At 46.5% G+C, this 15,358-nt stretch carries 10 protein-coding genes; 5 read left to right on the top strand and 5 right to left on the bottom strand.

All coding sequences use genetic code 11. The annotated features are described in order from the left end of the window. Nucleotides 1-126 precede the first annotated feature (126 nt). The 3 genes from F459_RS0106190 to F459_RS0106180 all read right to left on the bottom strand — a co-directional run bounded on the left by F459_RS0106190 (nt 127) and on the right by F459_RS0106180 (nt 4,511). Nucleotides 127-2,403, bottom strand: coding sequence for a patatin-like phospholipase family protein (locus F459_RS0106190; protein WP_245540100.1), 2,277 nt, complete (start codon nt 2,401-2,403; stop codon nt 127-129). 62 nt (nt 2,404-2,465) lie between these two features. Then, on the bottom strand, nt 2,466-3,809 hold the full coding sequence (locus tag F459_RS0106185) for a HAMP domain-containing sensor histidine kinase (protein ID WP_020611871.1): 1,344 nt from the start codon (nt 3,807-3,809) through the stop codon (nt 2,466-2,468). A 3-nt stretch (nt 3,810-3,812) separates the two neighbouring features. Beyond that, complete coding sequence (locus F459_RS0106180) at nt 3,813-4,511, bottom strand: response regulator transcription factor (RefSeq protein WP_026294918.1); 699 nt, start codon at nt 4,509-4,511, stop codon at nt 3,813-3,815. A 135-nt stretch (nt 4,512-4,646) separates the two neighbouring features. Here F459_RS0106180 and F459_RS0106175 point away from each other — a divergent pair, with 135 nt between their 5' ends. From F459_RS0106175 to F459_RS0106160, 4 genes are read left to right on the top strand one after another with little or no spacing between them, the layout of a single operon-like run. Continuing rightward, nucleotides 4,647-5,963 carry a POTRA domain-containing protein gene (locus F459_RS0106175; protein ID WP_020611869.1) on the top strand — a complete coding sequence of 439 codons (1,317 nt, stop codon included), beginning with the start codon at nt 4,647-4,649 and terminating at the stop codon, nt 5,961-5,963. Nucleotides 5,964-5,993: 30 nt separating this feature from the next. Then, complete coding sequence (locus F459_RS0106170; RefSeq protein ID WP_020611868.1) at nt 5,994-7,043, top strand: efflux RND transporter periplasmic adaptor subunit; 1,050 nt, start codon at nt 5,994-5,996, stop codon at nt 7,041-7,043. Between the two features lie 9 nt (nt 7,044-7,052). Beyond that, nucleotides 7,053-10,145: an efflux RND transporter permease subunit gene (locus F459_RS0106165; RefSeq protein WP_020611867.1), complete on the top strand. Its 3,093-nt coding sequence runs from the start codon at nt 7,053-7,055 to the stop codon at nt 10,143-10,145. Between the two features lie 32 nt (nt 10,146-10,177). Next, complete coding sequence (locus F459_RS0106160) at nt 10,178-11,509, top strand: TolC family protein (protein WP_245540099.1); 1,332 nt, start codon at nt 10,178-10,180, stop codon at nt 11,507-11,509. Nucleotides 11,510-11,587: 78 nt separating this feature from the next. Here the strand turns inward: F459_RS0106160 and F459_RS0106155 are convergent, their stop codons facing one another. Both F459_RS0106155 and F459_RS0106150 read right to left on the bottom strand, forming a co-directional pair. Continuing rightward, nucleotides 11,588-12,517: a rhodanese-like domain-containing protein gene (locus F459_RS0106155; protein WP_020611865.1), complete on the bottom strand. Its 930-nt coding sequence runs from the start codon at nt 12,515-12,517 to the stop codon at nt 11,588-11,590. A 29-nt stretch (nt 12,518-12,546) separates the two neighbouring features. Continuing rightward, nucleotides 12,547-13,470, bottom strand: a complete 924-nt coding sequence (locus F459_RS0106150) for a sulfurtransferase (protein WP_020611864.1) — start codon at nt 13,468-13,470, stop codon at nt 12,547-12,549. 135 nt (nt 13,471-13,605) lie between these two features. Between F459_RS0106150 and F459_RS0106145 the strand changes: the two genes are divergently transcribed. Next, nucleotides 13,606-15,279, top strand: coding sequence for an ArnT family glycosyltransferase (locus F459_RS0106145; protein ID WP_245540098.1), 1,674 nt, complete (start codon nt 13,606-13,608; stop codon nt 15,277-15,279). The last annotated feature ends 79 nt before the right edge of the window (nt 15,280-15,358 follow it).

The following is a 15,358-nucleotide window of genomic DNA, read 5'->3' as shown; positions in this document are numbered from 1 at the left end:
CGGAAGAGCTGCCCGTTTTTTGGGGCAACATCAATACCCTTTTGGTATGAATATATATAGTGTTCCGAATTATCGTAAGGAACAAGGAATTGCATATATCACCAGGATTCGGAACACTATTCACGCCTATCGTACCCCAAAAGAGCCTATATCCACAGCAACAAAACCCTTGGTTGCGTCATCCACAAATCCTCCCGACATACCAACTCTCAACATGATGCCGAATGCATCGTTCAAACGTATTCCCATTCCCCAATCTGCATTCCAGTACCGATACTCCTCGGCATGGCGAATATCATCACGCTTTTGGAATGTGTAACCCATTGCCCCATGAAGCAAGGCAAAAATCGGTACACCCAAATCCTTGCTTCTCCAATTAATATGATATTTTCCCATCAGGCTGATGCCCGCTACATAACTTCCAGTACGCTCGGCTGTATACATCTCCCCCGGAAACATCCTTCGGTTGCGGAGACTTGGCTTGAACCCTGACGGTGCGGCTGCCGTATCATCGACATCTATAGAAAAATCAGTTCCGCCTTGCCATTCCAGCTCAAATGATACGGGATCAATGAAACATGGAATAACCACAGCTCCGGAGGTTTCGAAAATTTTAATTTCGCGCGATTCTTCAATGTTGGGGATCACGTAGTTGAATATTGAGTTAAAATATATCCCGCTTTGTGGGAAGATAAAAGAATCCAAGGTTAGAATGCTAAACTCACCAGTCAGCATAGGCACCGTCGTCATCTCGGAGTCTTCTTCGATATCGGTTGTGTCATGCCGGTAACCGACAATGAAGTCATAATACGGCGAAGGGGCAAAACCAATCTCTAACCGAGAGCTGGATCTCCTAAACTGAAAAGAGTATTGGTCCAGGCTATTCAAGAGATATATATTGTTTTCCGTACTTGCCGAATATGCAAGGTTCAAATAGAAATCCTTGCCAAGGGGCTGCAAAAACGATACGGCAAGTCCTGGCTGGGCATTCATGTCGAAACCAACGGTAAATTTTGAATTTGATGTAAAGAGCCCCCTGAATACAAAGGCGGCTGAAATTATGTCTTTGCTGTTTATTGAATCGCTGTAGGTTGATGCGGAGGAGTAGCCTATCATGATTTGATTTTCTTTTTTTTCCTGTTCCCCCAGTGCAAGGTTCAGGGCAGATCTCCCATCCTCCTGAATGAAACGGGACAGGCGAAGCGACTGATAATTTCCCCTATTATTGAGATCGGAAAGAAAATTCAGTAATGATCGAGTTTCAAGGTTTTGGTCCACCAAATCGCGAAGTTGGTCATGTACTTTCACACGAGTACCTTCGTCGCCTCCCTTAACGGTTATCAAATCCACAGGTGGAAGAGATGGTTTTTCTACTATGCCTTTCTCTTCTTTCTTGCCTATCTCAAGTATTCTCTGTTTAACACCTAAGAAATCCGATAGATGAGATCTCGCGGTTTCTTCCCCGATGGTGAGAATTTCTTCACTCTTAAGAAAGTCCCCGGCCTGATAGCCATCGAGATCGATATTGAGAACATAATCCGCTGCATCAAGCTGATGTCGAATATTCTGGTAGATCAGAATATCGATGGAACTTGATACAGCGGTAAAGGGAGAACGATTGATATCTTCAGCAGAGAATTGAGAGGTTCCTGATAATTGGATTGCAATAATAAAATCGGCGCCCAGTTCCTTGGCAACATCGATCGGCAGATTATCAACGATACCGCCATCGATCAGATAACGCCCATCCACATAATAGGGAGCAAAGATACCTGGAATTCCCATACTCGCTCGCATTGCATCGGGAAGGGAACCACTACTCAAAACGACCCGTTCTCCGGTCGCAACATCTGCGGCGACGGCCCTGAATTGCCGGGGAAGGGAATCAAAATTACTTGGCGTCGGTTCTGAAAGTGTCAGGATGTCGAAATATGACAGAATTTTATGATCGGATAACAGGCTGTTGGGAAGTTTTATTCCGTTTCGGTCAAAAATAAAAGAAGAAAAGTATCTGGATTTATCCATTCGTTCCCATATAGGTTCGTTGAAAGCATATGCATTGTCAAAAAAGAGATTCAACCAATTTGTATCATGGACAAGGGACTCAAGATCTGCTGAGGTATATCCTATAGAATAGAGCCCGCCGATTATGGATCCCATACTTGTCCCAACCACAATATCGATGGGAATTCCCAGTTCTTCTATAATCTTGATGACACCGATGTGAGCGATTCCAAGAGCTCCGCCGCCTTGGAGCACTAATGCTATGCGCGGTTCATCGTCTGTCCTTGCTTCTTCAGCGTTGATCTTTGCATGGGGAGCTAAGAGTAGAAAAACCAAGAGGACGATACGTCCAAGGACAGAAAAAAGTGAGCAAAAGTACATACCTGTATCCTTTTCCATCCATATACAATACCCGAGAGCCTGTTTACCTATTTCCCGGCAGTTATTACAATGCTTCATAATCAATGTGGGATCGTGATTTGAAAAGTCGTACCATGCCCAACTTTCGAATCGATGCTTATAGACCAGCCATGTAAATCAATAATGCTTTTAACTACAGCAAGCCCCAAGCCCATACCTTGTGTCCGCCTTGATGGTGAGCCACGATAAAAAGAATCAAAAATGAAAGGAATATCTTCCTCTGATATCCCGGGGCCGTTGTCGGCTATGGCAATACAGATATCCTTCGACGCTTCATAGGCAATAATTTTTACTACGCCATTTTTTCCCGTATATCGCAAAGCATTGTGCACAATATTGTCTAATGCCCGTTCCACAAGTTTCTCATTCATAGACAGCACTCTCTTTTCTTCGATATGTATATCCTCCGTTATTGTCTTCCCCAATAATTGTGCATCGGATTTCGATCGGCTGATAAAATCGGATAACCACTTCGTCAAATTCACTTTGCTGAAACTGAAATTCCGTGCATCGGTATCAATGGAGATAAAGTCCAATAAATCGTCCATCATTCCTTCTAACTGATCAACCTTCGAAGTAATTATTTCGATATAATCTTTTTCTCCGGTAGTAATACCGTGTTGACCGCTTTTCATAACTTCCGCATAGCCTTTTATGAGAGCTAAAGGAGTTTTAAAATCATGCGACAGGCCCATTATAAATTGCGAACGCCGAACATTTGCGGTTCTTATCGAGGAACGCATAAGATTAAAGGAATGGGCAAGCGACTGAATCTCCTCACTTCCTGTAACAGTGATTTTCTTGTCCAGACGGAAAGGAGAGATATTCCTTGTCTCATTGTCAAGTTTGACGATGGACATTACGATGGAACGAATGATGGAGGAATAAATAATAATGATGAAAAGTAATAATACAAAGAAGGCGGATAGAACATAATATTTAGCGCTCCCGAGGAAAGATAGTATGTCTTGTTTTTCTCGTTGCCGGATAAAAAATAAAAAGTCGTCATCAAAGTCTCTCATATAGTGTGATATTATTCCAATTGAATAGCGAAACCCCGGGCTATCTTTTAAGAGAAAGGGTTTAATACTTGTAAAGAAATCATCATCCTGAACAAGCGATGGAATCGTCGAAAAAATAATCGTGCCTGCATCATTGATCACCACAGTATTAATCCCAATATCTTCCATAAAGGTTTCATCGACTTTAAACTGATCCAGCCGACCTTCGTTCATGGCTTTCTGATATTCGCGCAAAGTCTCTTCACTTCTGTTTTCAAATTGTTTTTCTGAATATCCTTTCATAAGAATAAACATTAATGTGATGAGAATGGTTATAAGAACTGTGCTTGACAACATAATCTGATATTGGGTTTTAATTGTCATCTTTTAACTCGTTTCAGCGTCAGGAAAACAAAAGCCATATCCTCTCCCAAAGGAGGTTTTTAGATAGATGGGTGAAGATGGATCTTCTTCTATCTTCCTTCTGAGTCTTTGAATGTATACGGCCACGACCGTCAAGTCTCCAAATTCGTTTTTCCATACATCCTTATGAATAACTTCAGGCTTTGCGTATTTACCAGCCCTGTTTATAAGATAAGCAAGAAGTCTACATTCCAGATTTGACAAAGGGATAGGATTGCCGTCCTTTTTGAGAACAAAATCGTCAGGAAAAAATTCAAAAGGGCCAAACGCAATTATCGTTTCGTTGTTAGTTTCCAGCCCTTTGGCACGTCGCAAGAATGCCCGAATTCTGGCAACCAAAACTTCGGAGGAAAATGGTTTTGTGATGAAATCATCCGCTCCAAAGCCCAAGCCTGCAACAGCATCGGTGTCGCTTCTCCTTGCCGTGATAATCAGTATCGGGACACTTGTCAATTTTCTTGCATGGCTGATGAACATGAAACCATCCATTCCCGGTAAGTTTATATCTACGAGGATTATATCAACGCTATTTTTTTTAAGATAATCCAATCCCTCTTCAGCTGTTCCGAAGTCAAGAGTATGAAAGCCTTCATTTCTTAAAAAGATGCTAATGAGAGCCGCCATCTCATTGTTATCTTCTATTGTCATAACAGTCTGCTTCATGCAGAAAAGTATAATCGCTAATAAAATACAATAACAACAAAATATAACAAATGTTCATAAGAGATTTAAACGATTTATATGGGAAAGCATTTTCTCCTCCCCTTATATTAAGGAAGATTTTATTGGGGAGTCATTATGAAACCGCTCTATGAGCCTAAAGCATTACATAAAACTATACAAACCAGGAGACTATGCCTCATTCTTCTCCTCGGTTTTTTTTCTTCCGGCAGCCTCTGGCCACTCGAAAATGTCAATGAAATTCAGGCAGCAACAGAATCGGATACCATTGTAAAGGTAACGTATAAAGGGCTGAAGAGAACAAAAGAAGAAACGATAAAGGATATTACCGGAATCGGCATCGGACAAACAATCGATACGATCAATACCAAAGGAATAGAGCAAAAACTCATGGGGAGCGGTTTATTCAGTGAAGTTTCAGTTTCAATTAACCACATAACCAATACCGAATATGAATTAGTCATCATAGTTTCGGAAAAATTGACACTTGTGCCTATACCTTTCCTTTACTTTTCCGACTCTTCAATGGTCGTGGGAGGGATGCTTTTTGATTCAAATCTCTTTGGCAAAGCGAAGAATTTTGTGGCAGGCGGCTTATTTTCTGAAACAGAGAAAACGGCATTTGCTAATTTCATCGATCCACATTATTTTAACAGAACTCTTCTTGTAGCTTTATCAGGTTTTGTTTCAACCAACGATAATAAAGAGTTTACCTATGTGGATGACGACTCGTTTGCAGACTACGACAGCATAGAAGCAAGCGGCGGCATCTCGCTCTCTTACAGAAGGAACCAATGGTTTATACCGACTATTGATGTGACAACAGCATACTACCATGCCGCTAATTTTGATGATATTCCTGGAGTGGAAGACGAACTTTTCATGATAGCTCCAGGGGTAAGTATTACCTTTCACAACATGAAGCATGGCGGCAGTAGCCCCACAGGAATCTCTGTTTCTATTGCCTACCATCACGGTTTTTCCATTGTCGGTTCCGAAGAATATGATTCGATAACAATGCATACGAACTGGTCAACCACTCTCTTAGACGATAATAAATTCCAATTAGGTTTATCTGGTGAATATAGTGATCGTTCGTTGCAAGTGATGGATAATTTATCGGAAAAAGGGAGAGGGTATCAAATACTGCCGAAGGATGTGTATGCTTCGAAATATGCAGCCGGTTATGGTGCATACAGTATACCTGTTATAAAGGCTGCGTGGGGTACCCTTGAAACGGATTTCCTTTATGAGTTTGGTTTTCTTGAGGCAGGCCTGAAAGGAAGCTCTCAATCAGAATATTATCACGGCCCCGGCTATTCATTTAATCTTCATTTGAACAAGGTTGCTATTCCAGCTATAGGTATGTGTTTCGCATACAACATCAGGACGGAAACCCCTGTAATGAGTTTTTCGCTCGGATTTTCGATGTAACGTGCAAAGACATTAGATAAGGAGAAGCCTATGAACATTTCTACATTAAAAATAACAGCACTTTTGCTTTCACTCGTTGTTTTCTTTAGCTCGTGCACGGGAAAAGATGATGCAACCGAAACTCAGGAAAGCATGGAAAGTATACAGAAGCAGAACGGGATTCCCGTCATAATACGAACGATCGAACCTGAGGTGTTTTCGGTATATCGCAAATATCCGACGACCCTTCGGGCGCTGTCCGAGTCAACGGCCTACTCTCTGCTGAACGATGTCGTAAGAGAGATCAAGTTTGAAGTCGGAGATCATGTTAGCCGTGATCAGATCGTCCTTTCTTTTTCCCGGGATAATGCTTCGTTTTTGCAGGCCGAGGCCAATTTTAAGAATGCCGAGACAACGTATAAGCGAAGTTCCGCTCTCTTTGAAAACGCAGGACTGTCAAAACAGGAATTCGATAACGTACGAACCCAATACGAGGTTGCACGTGCCGCATACAAATCCGCAGCCGATATGGTGGATGTAAAGGCTCCGATAAGCGGCTATATATCGAGCATTGATGTCCGGGAAACAGAAAACGTTAGCCAGGGGACGGCACTTTTTACCGTTACAGCTTCCGACGGCTTTGAGGCTCGGCTTTACGCCACTAGAGACGAAGTGTCTGATATTCATGTAGGCACCCGGGCTCGTATCCAAGAGGGAGCATCGACCATAGAAGGCAGTGTGACCCAGGTTCCCCTCATCATGGATAGCAGCAGGCAGGCTTTCCCCGTTGTGGTGAATTTCCCCGGTGTCGTGACAGGCCTGGTAAGCGGGATGAGCAGTGATGTCGCTTTAGAGACCTACCGCAATGAAGAAGCTGTCGTCGTCTCACGAACCGATCTGGTAAGAATCAATGGCGGATGGGGAGTCTTTATTGTACAGGATGGTCAGGCCGAACTCCAGCCGGTAGAGACAGGTAAGGAGAACGGACTGGAAATCGAAGTCGTTTCAGGACTCTTACCGGGTGATGCCATGATTTCGGAAGTAAGAGACGGCCTGAGCTCGGGTGACAAGGTTTTAGTTGTTCCGAGCCTTTCTGATTAGGGGAAACACATGCATATTGTTGATATTTCCATAAAACGGCCGGTTCTTACCATTACGTTAATTGCGGCCTTCATAGTATTTGGGATCCTTGCATACCTGCGTATTTCCGTTAGCCTTTTTCCCGATATCAAGGCTCCGTATGTCACGATCCAGACGGTGTACCCAGGGGCCAGCCCCCAGGTTATTGAGTCTCAGATTACCGAACGTATCGAAGACCAGATTTCTGCTATTGCCAATCTGGAATCGATTACCTCCTATTCGATGGACAGCGTGTCCCTTGTGACCGTTGAATTTACCTATGGCAAGGACGAAAATCTTGCTCTCCAGGAAGTAAAAGACAAGGTGGAAGTCATTATTTCTGAGCTTCCCGACGATGCAGAACGTCCGGCTATCTCAAAGGTCGATATTGCGTCTTCGATGCCGGTTATGAATATCGTTCTTGAAGGAGATATGACGCCGACAGAGCTCTATACCTACGCCAGCACCACGGGTTCTTCCGGTTTGGCACAGGTAAGCGGGGTTGGTAGTGTAGAAGTATCCGGTGGACAAGAACGTGAAATACACGTCGAGCTTGATCGGACAGCGACCTTTTCCCGTTCGATACCCCTGACGCAAATTGTATCGATGCTTGCTGCTGCAAATGTGGAACTCCCCGGTGGCAGCTTGAAGATGAACAAGGAAGATTTCCCTGTCCGCTTCAAGGGAGAGTTCAACGAACTTGACGCTATCCGTGATCTTGATGTCGAATCCGGAGTAGGAACATTTAAGCTTCGCCAGCTTGCAGACGTTGTCGATTCTCATGCCGAAGTGAAGGAGCGAACCGTTCTTTTTGATAAAAAGGACAATATTCGAAACGATAATGCGCTACTCATCCAGATCATAAAAAACCCGACGGCAAACACGATCGATGTCGTTGACGGAGTTATGAAACGGATCAAGAGCCTGGAGGCTGAATCAAGCGGCAGGGTTTCTTTCAAGGTCGTCAAGGAAGACGCAAGCTTCGTCCGCGATACGGTAAACGATACACTGAGCAATGTATACCTCGGCATACTCTTCACCGGTTTGGTTCTACTCATCTTTCTCCACGATCTGCGATCGATGCTAATTGTCGCCATTTCCATGCCTTTTTCGATCATATCGACGTTTCTCATCATGAATGCAATGGGAATCAGTCTTAATATTCTCTCTCTCATGGGCTTATCCAGTGCTACCGGTACCTTGGTTGCCAATTCGGTTGTGGTTCTGGAGAATATTTTTCGCTATAAAGAACTAGGACATAATCGCCTTGAGTCTGCATCTCGTGGGACCAAGGAAGTGATGATGGCGGTCTTTGCTTCCACCCTGACAAACATTGCAGTATTTGTTCCGCTGGCCAATATGTCCGGGACCATGGGAGCAACCTTGTCCAATTTCGCATACACCATTGTCATTGCCACATTATTTTCAATCTTCGTTTCTTTTACGCTGACCCCTCTCATGGCCTCTCGAATGCTGCCGGAAAAGGTAAAGAAAGAGGGGCGCATCGGTAGCTTCCTGGAAAACTTTTTTACGAGTTGGGAACGTTTTTACGCCGCAACCTTGAGGGTGATCCTAAAAAATCGTTTTCGTAGTGCACTTGTCGTTGCAGCAACCATCGCTCTTTTCATGTTTGCCCTATCCAAGGGCTCAGGGGTTAATTTCGAGCTTATGCCGACAACCGACGGAGGTAAAATCGGTATCAACGTTGAATTACCCCAGGGAAGCGAGTTGGAGAGCACCGCGACAACGTTGAAAGCTATAGAAGACCGGCTCGCCGAATATCCTGAAGTTGAAACCCTTCTGACAACACTGGGGAGTACGGGATCGCTTGATCAGGACGTAAACCTGGCAAGGATGGAAGTATTCCTTAACCCGAAATCAGAACGGAGTGCAAGTAACTCGGCAATTGCGGCCCGTGCTATACGGGATCTTGCAGACATTCCCGGGGCGGAAATCCGGGTCTCCCCGATATCCGAAATTTCCGTAGATGCCGCCGGTTCCCCCATAGATCTCTATCTTCGCGGTAGCGATACCGATACGCTGCTTGATCTTGCAGAAAGAATGAGAGAGGCAATCACCCAGGTACCAGGAACGATGAATACCATGCTGAGTTCGAAACAAGGAAAGACGGAAATCATCTTTGAGCCCGACCGCAAGCGTATCGCCGCCGACGGACTTACGGTACAGTCCGTTGCCATGTCCCTCCGTATGGCAGTAGATGGCTATGTTGCCACTACCTACAAAACAGGCGGGGAAGAATACGATGTGCGTGTCATGCTCAAAGACTCGGAGCTCCTCGATATCGAAGATCTGAAAAACATTCCGGTTGTAAGCGCAGGCGGGGTAAAACCCCTTTCACGCTATGCGGACATTTATTTTTCAAACGGATACAACCAAATCATGAGAACCGACAAGGTCCGCACGATAGAGATTTCCGCCGGGCTTCTGCCTGGATATTCTCAGGGAGCTGTTCTGAATCAAGTTATGGCCGCTGTTGGAGCAATCGACCTTCCTGCCGGATATTCGGTCAGGGCAGCTGGAACATCCGAAAGCCTCAACGATACGGTCACCGATCTTGTTACCGTCTTTTTTATCGCAATCATTCTGACCTATATGCTTCTTTCCGCCATTCTTGAAAGTTTTGTACAGCCATTGTTTATTCTTGCAACGGTTCCCCTTTCTATTATCGGAATCATCGGTGCAAGTCTCGCGACTGGTGCGGTGCTAAACTTTGTCGCCATGCTCGGCGTTATCATGCTGATCGGTATCGTGGTTAATAATGCCATCCTTATTCTCGATTATTACAACCAGCTTAAACGGAGTGGCAAAAGTTCCCATGATGCCCTAATCGAGGCCTGTCCGACGAAGCTCAAGCCTATCCTGATGAGTAACATAGCTATCATTCTCGGAATGCTTCCCATGGCACTCGGTATCGGAGCATCTGGTGCAGAGATGCGTCAGCCCATGGGTATCGTCATTATCGGCGGTATCATTTCCTCTACGCTGATGACCCTTTGGGTTATCCCCTCCCTGGAATTGTTGCTCAGTCGTCATCATCTGAAATCAAAGAGGGTAAAGGAGTGAAGATGTTTTATCGGCTTCGATCTAAATTAAGCATGGCAGTGTTGCTATTCATGTCATGTTCCATAGCCATGGCACATGCCGGCGAGTATGACCTTGCCGCCTATCTTGCGAGGGTGGAAAGGGAAAATCTCAATCTAAGACTTTCCCGCAATGATCTCGATACGGCACATGAGACCACGGCCCAGGCGCGTTCGGCTTTGCTCCCCTCCATTGCGGCACAAGGCGGTTATACCCGTAATCTTGCTGACATCGATCAATCCACGGCCGTGGCTGCCGACGTTCCCCCGGGTACTAATACGACAGGGGGAACTGCGCCCCTGATTTATGAAGACCAGGATTCCAATTACGACAACGAATATCTTATGGCACTGTCCGTCACTCAGAAAATTTTTGCCCCCGATGCCATTGCCTCGCTTATGCAGGCGAAAAAAGGTGAAGAAATCAGCCGCACGACATATGAGGCAACCCGGCGAAACATTCTGAATTCGGCAAAAAAATTGTATGCACAGACGCAATTGGCAAACCAGGTCCTGGAGGTCATGGAAGCGGCGGAACAAACGGCAAAAGAAAATTACCAGAATGCCGAGCGCCGTTTTGAAGCCGGACTTTCGGCAGAGCTTGATCTGCTTATGGCTGAAAGTACCTGGAAGTCCAGTATTCCGGAAACTGCCGAGGCCCGCCGTAATGCACAAATTGCGCTTATCTCTTTTAAGACACTGGCGGGGATTCCCAATGATGAGGAGGTCGTGCTGACGGAAAATAATGACGAAATCCCGACTCTTCCCGAACAATACGATTTACGTGATGTCCTTGCAAAGCGACCCGATTATGAGGCGACTTTGTTATCAAAAGAAGTCGCGGACATAGCCCAAAAGGCAGCAATGGCTTCCTTTCTCCCATCCGTTGATGCCAGCCTTACCTATGCGAAAGGCTTATATCGAGGCTATACCTCCAGCAGCGATAGTTCTGATTACGATTCATTTCAACTTGGAGTGACCGTCACCGTTCCTCTGTCTACCGGTGGTTATCGTTTATCTATGACAAAATCGGCAAAACTTGCACAGAATGAGGCAAATATTGCTATAGCCCAGAAATACAACGATATAGAGCAGGAGTTACTCAGTTTGCGGCTGACGCTGGAAGAGGCCTACCAGCGTATTGAATCAGCCGGGGCGTCTGAAAGTGTTGCCCAAAGGGCATTAGCGATGGCGCAAACTTCCTACGCAAATGGACTAGGCACACAATATGCCGTCAACGACGCCCTCGATCAATACCAGCAGGCTCGTCTCGGGGTATATCATGCCCTCTTTGAATATCGGGCGGCATATTATGACTGGGAGCTGGCTACCGGCAAAAATTATTGACCGGCCAAGGTTCAAGACCACAAAAAGGGCTGCCCGGAATTTCCCCGGACAGCCCTTTTTCTACCGAACAGGCTTCACTTACTGAACGACAGGATATCCCTGGTTCGCCCAGCCGGAGGGGGCGTTCGACCCCATTCCCATACCGCCTTTCAGGCTGACGGCATCGTAGCCGAGCACTCTGAGAGCGGCAACGGTCTGACCGGCGGTCTGACCTGTGTAGCAATAGACAATCAACTTCTTATCGGCGGGGAGGCTGGCAAAACTCTCCTGCATGCCCTTTCCCCATGGAATGTTGATGGCGGTGTCGATATGCCCTTTGGCGTAATCGGCGGCACTTCTGACGGAAACGAACTGCACCTGATCATCACCGGAATCGAGAAACTTTTTGGCATTCTCTTCACTGATGATGTTGTTGGTATACATGGTACCCTTGGTGTTTGCAAGATCGGCAAAGTAGTTTTCGACCATCGTTTTGACGGCAGGATCGTAGCTGGCGCCGCTTTTGCCGGAAAAGTCGTTTGCAGTGGTTTCAAGGTATGCATCAACCCCTTCCACCTTGGAGATGCCGAGATTAAAACCGAGATTAACCGACCGGGCCTTCACACCGGCGAAGTTAAGTACGGCAACGGTCTGACCGGCGGTCTGGCCGGTATAGCAGTAGACCATTACAGGCTTGTCGGTGGGGAGGTTTCCCAAAACCTTTCCCAGTTCGGGTCCCCAGGGAGCGTTGATAGCGCCCTTTACATGCCCCTTGGCATAATCGGCGGCCTGACGAATGTCGAGAACAAGCATGTCGTCACCGGCTTTTACCATATTGATAAAATCGGCCTGGCCGATCTTGTAGATATGATCCGGCATATTGGCAAAATAGTCATAGACAAGCTGGTCGATATCGACGCTACTTGCAGCGGCCGCAGGAGCGGCTTTTTCTTGTTGCCCTTCGGCAAAGACTGCAGTTGCAAGACAAATCATCAATGCAACCGTAAGCACCTTTTTCATGGCTTTCATACACACTCTCCTCAAGAATAGTTGTTTTACTATGAACCGTCCTGACTATTCAGGGCGGGAAGTTCCGATTTTTCCGGCATTTGCACGGGAAGCGACGGTTTACTATACCATTCAACCCAGGCCCCGTCGTAAAGTTTCAGATTGCGATACCCTGCATTGTAGAGGGCAACATAGCTCTGGGCCCCACGGATGGAGGTCTTACAGAACATGATCACCGTCTTGGAGGGATCGATCTCTTTTTCCAGATAATCGATTCTGATTTGCTGGACCGGACGATAGGTATTGTCGGAAAAGTTGTTATTCTCGTAATCGATATGGACGGAACCGGGAATGGTACCCGCTTCTACCTCTTCGGTGGTCCGGGTATCGAGAATCACGGTATTGGGATCGGGATTGTTTACCTGCGCCTTCACATCGGCCAGGCTGGCAATCATGGAAGTATCGAGGTCCTTCGCGGTATAGGAACTCGAAGCCGGCGTAGTTCTCCCGGAACTCATTGCCGAACCGGCAGCCTTCATCGCGGCAAGCCCCCCGCTAATCACTTTTACCTTTTCAGGATCATGGCCATAGGCAACCATGGTCCACCACAGCCTGGCAGCATCCATATTCTTGCTGTCGTCGTAGACAACGACGGTGGAATCATTGCTTATTCCACGACTCTGCATCACCTTCTCGAACTGTGCCTTGTCGGCAACAAGATTAGGATAGGGCGTGTTTACGACGATATCGGCTCTGCCAATATTGACCGCCCCATCTGCATGTTCTTTGTTATATTTGACTCCTGTCTGAGCGTCCACAAGAACAACACCGCCCTTCTGCACCATGGCGAGAGCATCCTTCGCATCAATAATCTGGGAACCGCTTTTTGCGAAATGGGGTCCGCCACAGGAAATGAACCCAACGGCCGCAACGATCGCAAGAACGGCTATCGGCATCTTCCGACGAAACTTCATTAATCCTCCCTCTCCGGCCTTCTATTACAAACCGGCTATATTTTTTAATTACTATGATATAGTACAAGTATGCTGAATTTACCTCGAAAAATAGTACCTTGCAAGTCTTTTATATACATATTTTCCTATTTTTTTGTGAATCTATTCCTGTTAACGCACTATCCCTTTGTTCATAGTGACGAAGCGTGGCTAAGCGGCCTCAGCAGGAATTGGCTCATTTCGCACTCGATCACCGTTACCGAACCATTTTTTGATCTCGTTCCAAGGTCTCCCCATGCCATAAAACTGCTTTTTCACCTTTTGCAGGCAAGCGTTTTCAGCATCTTCGGCTACGGCATCTACCAGGCACGAATGATATCCCTCTCTTTTGGGGCAGCCTCGTTGCTTCTGTTTCAGCAAGTGATCAAAAGATTTCTCGGTTCGGATGCAGGGCAAAAAGAAAACGACACCATTGCCTTTCTTTTTATGGTGCTCCTCTCCCTTGACCCGCAATTCATAGCCTCATCCCACTTTGCCAGACAGGAAATCGCCTTGCTGTTCTTCCTCCTTCTCGGCCTCAAACTTATTCTTTCACAGGAGAATGGGAATAGAAGACGAGACGGCTTCCGTACAGGGCTGAACATGGGGGCCGTCGTTACCCTGGCAATAGGCTTTCATCCCGCCGCATTTCTGGTTGCGGCGGCACTTTTCGGAGCGATTCTTTCCCGTAATCGGCCGCTATCGAAGGCCATAGGCTTTGTAACAGGCTGTACGGTTGGGGAAGTGCTGTTTATGGGAATCAGTCTTATTATGAATCCCGGCTTCATCCATGATTATCAGAGTTTCGGCACAAGTGTCGGGGTCATGGTACCCTGGTATATAAAAGTCATCAGGTTTCCCCATTACTACGAAAAGCTATGGCATAGCTATTCGGGTACCTATTTCATCCCTATGATGAAACCACTGCTACTACTTCACACCTTAGCTTTTGCGATCTGTGCAGTGAAGGCTTCTACCGGTTCGCGGCAGGCGCTTTTGGCCATTCTCTCACTTCTCGGCTTCAATACGGCCCTCCTTTTTATCGGGAAATACGGCCCTCCCCTCTTTGCTATAGAGTTGCCCCTGTTCTATCTTGCCTGGGTCGCTGCCGCTCGCCATACCCCACTCTTTCACAGGTGTAATAGCGCACGATCCAAAGTATTTCGCCGTGCCGGTCTTATCGCCATGCTGAGCCTGATCGGACTGTCGGCCGGGCTCTCCCTTACAAACATCCTTCAGGAGTATCGAACGGGAGAAAGCTATGCTCTTTACCGCCGCAATATCGAAACCCTCGTCAAGAAGGAAGAGGCAAGAAGGAGTTCAGACGGAAGGAAGATCCGGCTGCTTGCGAATTTGAACGCCGAATACGCTCTGCCGGAGGCAAGCTTTCTCGATTATCGGAACATCATCCATCTCCGTGAAACCGGACTCGACTTTTCGGAGTACATACGAAGCAGGGGCATCACCCATATCCTCTATTCCCAGGAGCTTGATTTCATCTACGAAAAACGACCGGTATGGAATATCCTCTACGGGAATGTGGCGGCCTACTATGGGGACATGAAGGGCTTTATCGCTGCACACTGCGCCCCGGTCGGCTCCTTCACCTCCCCCGGCTACGGCATGCGCATCGTCTCACAGCGGGGAAAAAGGCCGTGGAAGATTACCCTCTATCGGGTTGAAAACGACGCCTCAGTTCTCTCATCAGAGTCGATGCTTCTGCCGTCTCCAGTTCACGTAAGGGCTGCCCGGTTGGAGCAAGAGGCTCTATCCGGGCACCATCCGGATTAGGGTGCATGAAAATGATTATTTTTGCAATGCGGGCTGCTTCCCTGATATCATGGGTAACGAAGAGGATACTTTTTCCGCT

This window comes from Sediminispirochaeta bajacaliforniensis DSM 16054 (assembly GCF_000378205.1).
Taxonomy (GTDB): Bacteria; Spirochaetota; Spirochaetia; order DSM-16054; family Sediminispirochaetaceae; genus Sediminispirochaeta; species Sediminispirochaeta bajacaliforniensis.
The sequence above is the reverse complement of the archived record's forward strand: the minus strand, read 5'-3'. Positions and strand labels throughout refer to the sequence as shown.

Coding starts and splice junctions, on each gene's coding strand:
- F459_RS0106155 (WP_020611865.1), bottom strand. CDS start 12,517: ATGAAAGCCATGAAAAAGGTGCTTACGGTTGCATTGATGATTTGTCTT.
- F459_RS0106160 (WP_245540099.1), top strand. CDS start 10,178: ATGGCAGTGTTGCTATTCATGTCATGTTCCATAGCCATGGCACATGCC.
- F459_RS0106165 (WP_020611867.1), top strand. CDS start 7,053: ATGCATATTGTTGATATTTCCATAAAACGGCCGGTTCTTACCATTACG.
- F459_RS0106170 (WP_020611868.1), top strand. CDS start 5,994: ATGAACATTTCTACATTAAAAATAACAGCACTTTTGCTTTCACTCGTT.
- F459_RS0106150 (WP_020611864.1), bottom strand. CDS start 13,470: ATGAAGTTTCGTCGGAAGATGCCGATAGCCGTTCTTGCGATCGTTGCG.
- F459_RS0106185 (WP_020611871.1), bottom strand. CDS start 3,809: ATGACAATTAAAACCCAATATCAGATTATGTTGTCAAGCACAGTTCTT.
- F459_RS0106175 (WP_020611869.1), top strand. CDS start 4,647: ATGAAACCGCTCTATGAGCCTAAAGCATTACATAAAACTATACAAACC.
- F459_RS0106190 (WP_245540100.1), bottom strand. CDS start 2,403: ATGGAAAAGGATACAGGTATGTACTTTTGCTCACTTTTTTCTGTCCTT.
- F459_RS0106180 (WP_026294918.1), bottom strand. CDS start 4,511: ATGAAGCAGACTGTTATGACAATAGAAGATAACAATGAGATGGCGGCT.